This window comes from Comamonas trifloxystrobinivorans, assembly GCF_043359985.1.
GTDB classification, from domain to species: Bacteria; Pseudomonadota; Gammaproteobacteria; order Burkholderiales; family Burkholderiaceae_C; genus Comamonas; species Comamonas trifloxystrobinivorans.
On record NZ_JBHZGV010000013.1, the window covers coordinates 231,683 to 240,249 of the forward strand.

6 protein-coding genes are annotated in these 8,567 nt (G+C 64.0%); all 6 read right to left on the reverse strand.

The annotated features are described in order from the left end of the window. Positions 1-125 precede the first annotated feature (125 nt). Positions 126-1,346, reverse strand: coding sequence for an MFS transporter (locus ACFIQF_RS17655; protein WP_393944847.1), 1,221 nt, complete (start codon positions 1,344-1,346; stop codon positions 126-128). Positions 1,347-1,425: 79 nt separating this feature from the next. Next, positions 1,426-2,184: a 5'-methylthioadenosine/adenosylhomocysteine nucleosidase gene (locus tag ACFIQF_RS17660; RefSeq protein WP_393944849.1), complete on the reverse strand. Its 759-nt coding sequence runs from the start codon at positions 2,182-2,184 to the stop codon at positions 1,426-1,428. A gap of 87 nt (positions 2,185-2,271) precedes the next feature. Next, positions 2,272-3,960, reverse strand: a complete 1,689-nt coding sequence (locus tag ACFIQF_RS17665; protein WP_393944851.1) for an AMP-binding protein — start codon at positions 3,958-3,960, stop codon at positions 2,272-2,274. A 189-nt stretch (positions 3,961-4,149) separates the two neighbouring features. Continuing rightward, positions 4,150-4,983, reverse strand: coding sequence for a hypothetical protein (locus tag ACFIQF_RS17670; protein ID WP_393944853.1), 834 nt, complete (start codon positions 4,981-4,983; stop codon positions 4,150-4,152). 184 nt (positions 4,984-5,167) lie between these two features. Next, the gene (locus ACFIQF_RS17675) at positions 5,168-6,418 is read right to left on the reverse strand and encodes a M48 family metalloprotease (RefSeq protein ID WP_393944855.1); all 1,251 of its coding nucleotides are present in this window, start codon (positions 6,416-6,418) and stop codon (positions 5,168-5,170) included. A 112-nt stretch (positions 6,419-6,530) separates the two neighbouring features. Continuing rightward, positions 6,531-7,931 (reverse strand): glutathione-disulfide reductase, encoded by a 1,401-nt coding sequence (gene gorA / locus ACFIQF_RS17680; protein WP_393944857.1) that lies wholly within the window; start codon positions 7,929-7,931, stop codon positions 6,531-6,533. Between the last annotated feature and the right edge of the window lie 636 nt (positions 7,932-8,567).

Consider the following 8,567-nt stretch of genomic DNA (forward strand, 5'->3'; position numbering starts at 1 on the left):
GCGGAGCCTGGCCTCGTCGAATGCGGTAATGGCGATAGAAATCAGCCCGCAGACCGCACTGCGTATGCGCGATCCGCTATCGAATCAGGGTGATATGTCCGGGGCGCGCTGCCACCGGTCACCCATCAGGCCTGTTTGGGGCGAAGACACCACAGTGCCGTGGCAGCGGTGCTGGCAGCGGCCACCAGCACCCACAGCGCGCCCAGGTGCCAGCGCTCCAGCGCAAGGCCAAAGAGGAAAGGCGCGCTGGCTTGCGCCATGCGCGCTGGCACCATCAGCAAGCCTTGCCGCTGCCCATAGCCCTGCGCGCCGAACATGGCGAGCGGCAGGGTGCCGATGACCACCGTCATGATGCCGTTGCCCAGACCGAAGGCCACGGCATAGCCCCAGCCGCCAGCAGCTCCAAACCCCACCAGCACCAAGGCTGCCAGCGGGTAGCCCATGACCGCGATCCGCGCCGACCACAGCGGGTGCGCGCGGCGCAGGAATGCATAGTCGGCAATGCGGCCCGCCACCTGCGCAGGCCCCACCAGCGCCGCAGCCGCGACGGCAGCCGTGGCGGTGGCGCCGCTCACGGCCAGCAGGCGCGGCAGGTGCGACATCATGGAAGTGCCGATGAACCACACGGAGGCAAATGTCAGCGCCAGCAGCGCGAGCGTGCCCAACTGGCCGCGCAGGGCCACCACTGGCGGCGGGCCGGAGGCCATGGCGGCGCCATCCGACACGGGCGCGGGCTCTATCGCCTGCCGGGGTTGGGCGCGCGGCAGCGTGGCATGCAGCGGCAACAGCACCAGCAACTGCACGCAGGCCCAGACCAGGCAGGCGTCGCGCCACCCTACGGACTGCAACAGCCAGGTAGTTATGGGCCAGCTCACGGTGCTGGCAAAGCCGCCGAACAAGGTGATGCCCACAATCACACCGCGCGCTTCCTTACCGTAGAGGCGCACGGCAGTGGCAAACGCGGCCTCGTACAAGCCGGCACCCATGGCCAGCCCCAGCAGCAGCCAGGCGGCAAACAACTGGCCCGCCGTCTGCACACGGGACAGCAGCACCAGGCCCAAGGCGAACAGCAGATTGGTCGCCATCAGCACCGGGCGCCCGCCCCAGCGGTCGATGAGCCGACCCGCTACCGGGCCGGTAAAGGCCATCACCAGCAGCGCCAGCGAAAACGCGGCAAACACCCGGGATGCCGGCACGCCCAGGCTCCCGCCCATGGCGCCCGCCAGGATGGCCGGCAGGTAGAACGCCGAACCCCACGACAGCATCTGCCCCAAGCCGAGCTTGCAGGTGGTCAGCACCGGCCGCTCAGCACCGGGATTGGGCGAAAAAAGGGACATTGTCGGCATAGGCGCGCATCAAACCAGCGCGCCATTGTGCCGGGCATGGCCGCCGTGCACAGTCACCCTCGCTACCGGCTGCATGCGTTCAGGCTGCAGGCAGATCCTGCAGAAGACTGCCGATGATGTGCTGGGCGTAGCGGCTCGATACGGTGCTGATGAAGCGTGGAAAATCCATATGCGCACTGTCGTCGGCGCGGTCGGAGATGCTGCGCATGGCAGCAAACGGCACAGCATGATCGGCGCAGACCTGGGCCACTGCGGCGCCTTCCATCTCCACCGCCATGGCGTGCAGCCCTGCGGCGTGCAAGCTGCTTTGCAGAACACGCACTTCGGCAGCGCTGCTGACAAAGCGGTCGCCGCTGACGATCAGGCCCTGGTGCATGCGCGGGGCGGGCAGCCCCAGCTTGGCAGTCCACGCCGCGGCCTCTTCCTCCACGCAGCGTTGTACGGCCCGTGCCAGTTGTGCGCTCCATGCCGCATCGCAGTCAAAACGCGCCCTGCCATAACCCGGAGCCTCGTAGCGCGGGAAGATCGGCGAGGCGTCCATGTCGTGCTGCACATAGCTGCTGGCCACCACCACGTCGCCCACCTGCACGCCCTCGCCCAGACCGCCGGCCACGCCGGTAAATACGATGGCCCGCACGCCAAAACGCTCCATCAAGGTGGCAGCGGTGCTGGCAGCAGCCACCTTGCCAATGCCCGAGAGCGCCAGCACCACGGCGTGGCCATGCAGCTTGCCGCACGTGTAGCGGCGGCTGGCATGGTCGGTGATGGACAGCTCGGTCAACAGGTTGGCAATGCCTGCCTGCTCCTGCGGCAGGGCGCTGAGAATGGCGATGGTCACGTCTGAAGTAGGCAAAAACAAAGCGGAGATTGTCGCCGCAATCTCCGCTTTGCCAACCGCCTTGGCTTTTAGAACGTTTTCACGCGCTCACGCCTTGAGGGTCTCATCGCGCAGTTCGCGGCGCAGTATCTTGCCCACAGGGGTCTTGGGCAGGGCATCCCGAAAATCGATGTACTTGGGCCGCTTGTAGCCTGTCAGACGCTCGGAGCAGAAGGCGCGCAGTTGCGCTTCGGTCAGGTCTGGCGACTTGCGCACCACCACCAGCTTGATGGCCTCGCCCGTCTTTTCGTCCGGCACGCCTACCACCGCGCATTCAGCCACGCCAGGGCAGGCAGCTGCCACATCTTCCACCTCGTTCGGGTAGACGTTGAAGCCGCTCACCAGCACCATGTCCTTCTTGCGGTCCACGATGCGGAACATGCCATCGGCCTCCATGATGCCGATATCACCGCTGCGAAAGAACCCGTCCTCGGTCATGGCCTTGGCCGTCTCGTCCGGGCGCTGCCAGTACCCGGCCATCACCTGCGGGCCGCGAATGCAGACTTCACCTCGCTCGCCCTGGGCTACCGGATGGCCCAGATCGTCCAGAATCGCCAGATCGGTGCCCGGCATCGGGTAACCGATGGAGCCCGATGATTCCTTGCCAGTGCCAACGATGTTGCAGCTGGCCACAGGGCTGGTTTCCGACAGGCCGTAGCCCTCGACAATCGGCTGGCCGGTGCGCTGCAGCCAGCGCTCTGCCACAGCATGCTGCACGGCGGCGCCGCCACCCACCACCACGCGCAGGTTCTTCCAGTTCACCTTGTCGAAATCGGGGTGGTTCATCAGGCCGTTGAACAAGGTGTTGACGGCGGGCAAGGTGTGAAATTCATACTTGCCCAGCTCGCCCAGCACCGCCTTCATGTCGCGCGGGTTGGGGATGAGCAGCACCTGGTGGCCCAGGCGCATCGACAGCAGAAAGCAGACCGTGAACGCGAAGATATGGTAGAGCGGCAGTGCGCAGACGCACAGCGGCTGCTCGCCTGCCGGAATGGTCTTGAGCGCCGGCCCGTACCAGGCCTGCACCTGCATGACGTTGGAGCCCAGGTTGCGGTGCAGCAGCACGGCCCCTTTGGCCACGCCGGTGGTACCGCCGGTGTACTGCAGCGCGGCGATGTCGTCCGCCCCCACATCCACGAGCGAGAACTGGTGGCGTTCGCCTTCGCGCAGCGCATCATTGAAGGCAATGCTGCGATCGATCTGGAACGGTGGCACCAGCTTCTTGCTGTGGCGCACCACCCAGTTGACGATATTGCCCTTGAGGAAACCCAGCATATCGCCCATGCTGCAGACAATGACCTTGTCGAGCTGGCGGTGGGCCGGGCAGTTCTGCACCGTGGCGCCAAAATTCTCCAGCACGATCATCAGCTTGGCGCCGCTGTCCTTGAGCTGGTGGTCCAGCTCGGACGAGGTATAGAGTGGATTGACGTTGACCACCACCAGCCCGGCGCGCAGTACCGCCGCCACGGCCACCGCATATTGCGGCACATTGGGCATCATCAGCGCCACCCGGTCGCCCTTGGTCAGCGACAGTGTCTGCAGATAGGCCGCCAGTGCCGTGCTGCACTGGTCGAGCTGGCGGTAGCTGAAGGTCGCCCCCATGAAATGCAGTGCCGTGCGGTCTGCGTATTGGATGAATGCCTGGTTCAGCAATTGCACCAGGGTGGGGACATGGTCCCGGTCAATGTCCTTTGGCATTTCGGCCGGATAGGCCGCCAGCCAGGGGCGATCTGTCATGCACAAGTCTCCTGCGGATGCGGTTTGACCGCACCGTCTTTGATTGGTATCTGCGCTATTGTGCGGAGTTTGCGGCGCCTGCGGGTCTGGATATACCCTGAAACAGACGAAAAAAATGCCATGGTTTGTGCCATGGCAGGTCTTGGTTCGGGGCTGGGCAGCCCATGCGCCGCGAGCGCCTCTGCCGCGCTACGGCTTGACTGGCGCTTCGGCCTCAGGTGCAGGGGCATCCTTCTTGAACGTGTCCTTGCTGATCAGCACGTCCGAATCCACAGTCTTGGTTTCGTAATAAGGCTTGGTGTCGATGTCGTAGGGAAACGGGGGCACGTTCATCACCCCGTTGAGATAACCCGTGCTTTGCCGCACGGACAGCGCCAGCTCCTGCGACCAATCCACCAACGGACGGCCGGCAGCCAGAAAATCAACACTGTTGCGCGTTTGCGGACGCACAAGGCGATGGTCTGCCAGCACCTGCACCTCCACATAACCGCCATTGCTGGTGGTGTACTGGTAGGAGACATAGGACACCGGCCGGGCGAAGAACACACCAGCGGCCTCCAGGCGCGCAGCCATGGCCGGATCGTTTGCAGCCAGCCAATCCATGCTATTGGCCGTGCGCTTGATGCGCAGGCAATCCACACGGCCCACATTCAGGCCCTGGGTACGCTCCACCAGCACACCCTTCTGCTTGGGGCAATCCTCGGTCCAGACGGTGTTGCGGTTGTCCAGGCTGTCCACGTTGGAGCGCACCGACATCACGCCCACCAGCTCGCCGAGCGTGGTGCGCATCTGCCAGAGCTTGGCCGTCAGGGGCTTGTTCTTGGAGAGGTCCTCGGGCAGCACGTTCAGGATTTCGCTGTCCGTGCCCCAGTACTTCCATTGCAGCTCAGGGTTGGCGTCCAGCCCCACTTGCGTGCGCCCCACCTGCACCATATCGGGCTTGACTTGCGCGCAGGCTGCCAGCAGAGCCAGCGCCGCAGCACTACCGGCCCAGGAGAGGGTTCGAACAACAGAAAAAGACATACGGCATTCCAGATAAAAGCCGCGCCCCGGGCGCAGCCAAGCCCTGCATCATAGCAAGGCTGCCCGCCATTGTGCCCAGGCGCTCCCGGCCGATTCTGGAGACTTAGGCATTACATGTAGCAAAATGTGTCTTACATTTTCGGGGCACTGCCTGTCGGCTGGGGCGTGCCGGCAGTCGTACCGATCAGTCCTTCTCTCGGCAGACCTCTGGCAAATAGCGCTCAGCTTGGCCAGAGGCGCTGCAGTGCCAGACCACGGTGCCTTCATCGTCCGTCGGCACCATCTTCAGCGCGCCCAGGGGTGTGCTGGCGGTGAGCGACATATCGCTGCTGTCATAGCGTAGCGAGCCCGCTGCCGCCGCAGACACGCCGGCCTGCGCCAAGCTGTCAGGCACTTCTTCTTTTTGCTCGTAGTAGCGGCCCAGTTGCTGGCGTGCGGAGGTGGCCTCTTGCCAGGCTTTGCTGAAGGCTTCTTTGCCGCGCTTTTCCTGCATGCCTTGCATCAGCATGCCGCTGAGGCCACCCGCGCCCGCGCCGGCGCCTGCGCCCGTTGCTTTCTGGTAGGCCGGCAGCGCGATCGCGGCCAGTATGCCAATGACGGCCACCACCACGATGATGCTGGCAAAACCGCCAGCCGCACGGCCGCCATAGGGCACGAACAACGCAAACAGGTAGCTCAACGGGTTGCGCCCAGGCATTTTGGTGCCGGGGCTGAGCATCCGGGCCACGCGCTTGGTGAGCCAGGGGTAGCCGCTGATCAGCTCGTGCAGATCGGGCAGAAAGCCACGGTTTTGCATGGTCTGGCGCGCGTACTGCACCAGGTTGATGTTCTGCCACTTTTCCGCACCAGCGGCCAGCACGGACAGCGCGCGCGCCGCCGATTCGGGCCGTTCGCAGCAGGCGCGGCCATGCATATCGCAGGTGTACTCTTGGGCGCGCGAGTAAGCCGCGCCAATCCACGGCAGCCACAGCACCGGCATGCGCCAGAAGTGGCCGGTCAGGTGGCCTTGCTTGATGTGGCCCAGCTCGTGGCCGAAGTAGAAGTTGATGCCGTCAGGCTGGGCGCGAATGGCATCGATGGTGTCGGTGAGCACGATGACGAAGTTGCGCCCGAGAAAGCGCGTGGCAAAGGCGTTCATGATGCCGTCGCCTTGCAAAATATAGGCCTCGGGCGGGTCCACCATGTTCAGCTTTTTGCAGCACTGCAGGTACTGCAGGTACAGCTCGGGGAACTGCTCGTCCGACAGGCGCACGCCGGTGCCGCGCAGCCAGGCGATCAGGCCGGAATGGGCAAACACATAGAAGATAAAGCCGAACAGCAGGTAGACCAGCGCAAAGCCAAAGGTACCCACCACAATCAGCAACCAGGCCAGCAGGCCCAGGATCAGCGTTATCCAGCCCAGCGTTTTCTCGCGCGGGTAAACCAAATCCGGCATGACAGTGTCTCCTCTTACAGAGCCGCCATCATGCATGAATTACCCGGACACTATAGGTACCCGCTATACAACGTTGCAAAGCTGCGACGAATCGGCCGGCGAGCAGCGCCTGTCAGGTGCGGGAAAGCTCGCGCAGCGTCACCAGCTCTTCGGCCATGGTCGGGTGGATGCCAATGGTCTGGTCGAACACCGCCTTGGTGGCGCCCGCCTTCATGGCCACGGCAAAGCCTTGTGCCATTTCGGCCGCATCTTGGCCCACCACATGCAAGCCGACCACGCGGTCGCTCGCGTCGTCGACCACCAGCTTGACGAGGCAGCGCCCGCTGCTGCCCGAGAGCGTGTGACGCAGCGGCTTGAAATCGCTGCGGTAAATGCGCACCTTGCCAAAGCGCTCACGCGCCGCCGCCTCACCCAAACCCACCGTGCCGATTTCCGGGTGGGTGAACACGGCGGTGGGAATGTTCTCGTAATCCATGCGGCGCGCCGTTTTGCCCGCAGCCGGGCCAAACACATGGTCCACCCAAGCCATGGCCTCGGCCAGCGCCACCGGCGTCAGCTCCAGGCGGCCCACCACGTCGCCCAGCGCGTACACGCTGGGAACGCTGGTGGCAAAGTGCTCGTCCACCTCGATAGCGCCGCCCTTGCTTTGCGCAATGCCCAGAGCCTCCAGCCCCAGCCCGGCCACATTCGGCTTGCGGCCTGCGGCGTACAGCACCTGGTCCACACGCAGCTCGCGGCCATCGCTCAGGTGCAGCACGCGCTCGCCGCTGGCAGCGTCCAGGCTGATGCTTTTCACGTCGGTATGGAGCTGAATCTGCACGCCGGTTTTGCGCATTTCCGTGGCCACAAAATCGCGCACCTCGTCGTCAAAACCGCGCAGAATCTGCTCGCCCCGGTACAGCAGCGTGACCTCCACGCCCAGGCCATGGAAGATGCTCGCCATTTCGCAGCCGATATAACCGCCACCAACCACCGCCATGCGGCGCGGCAACTGGGGCAGATCAAACATTTGATCAGAGACGATGGCGTGCTCCTTGCCCGGCACATCGGGCAGCACTGGCTGGCCACCGGTAGCCAACAAAATATGCGCGGCCGTGATGCGCCGCTGCTCGCCGCCAGCCAGATGTACGGCTACCGTGTGCGCATCCACCAAGCTGCCCTTGCCGTTGATACGCTCCACTTTGGCGCCCGACATCAGGCCCTCATAAATACCGTTCAGGCGCGTGATCTCTTTGGCGCGGGCCGCCTTCAGCGCGCCCCAATCCAGCTGAATATCGCCCGGCACCTGCCAACCGTAGCCACGCGCCTCGGCAAACGCTTCGCCATAGCCCGCCGCGTAGCTGTACAACTTTTTCGGAATACAGCCCACATTCACACAGGTGCCGCCCATGGCACCCGACTCCACCAACACCACCTTGGCGCCCCGGCCCGCCGCCATGCGCGCCGCCCGCACTCCGCCCGAGCCACCGCCAATCACGATCAAATCTGCATTCCAGCTATGGGTTGGCGACATGGCTCTCTCCTGTGTATTGATGACCACCCCATTCTGGCAAAGACCGCCCGCCCGGTCCGCCAGCGCTTGCAATGCCGCAGCAAGCTTGCGGGCATCGCTGCGCAATGGCTGCTTTGCATGCGCGCATAGCCCGCACCAAAGTAGCCACTCACCCATCGGGAGCGTAAGTCAATCAGCGCAATTCACGCAGGCTGTTGGCTGTTGGCTGTTGGCTGTTGGAAGTTCGGCTGCCCCACCCCTTTCAGCCAGCGCCTGCGATCGGAGTAAACGCTGGCGGTTTGGCTGCCGCAGGACAGCCAAACTTCGTGCTCTGACTTGCGTCATCTGTTTGAACGGAGCGCCTTGGCGCGGAGAGAGTTATGACGCACGCCGGCGTTTTCTCCGATCGCAGGTTGCCCCGATTGCCCCGCTACGCGGGGCGGTCGGGGACGCTGGCTGCAGGGTGTTCGAGTCAAGGACATAGGTAACAAACTAGTTCACAGACATGGGTAACACCTTGAGGGTGATGTAGTCGTCTTCGATTCCGTCCTTGTCGCTTTGGTTGAAGTAGCCAATACGTGTGTTGCACAAGTACACCTCCCACTGGCCTGCGGCTACCTCCTGCATGCCTATTTGCTGACCCGCCAGCAAGTAGCC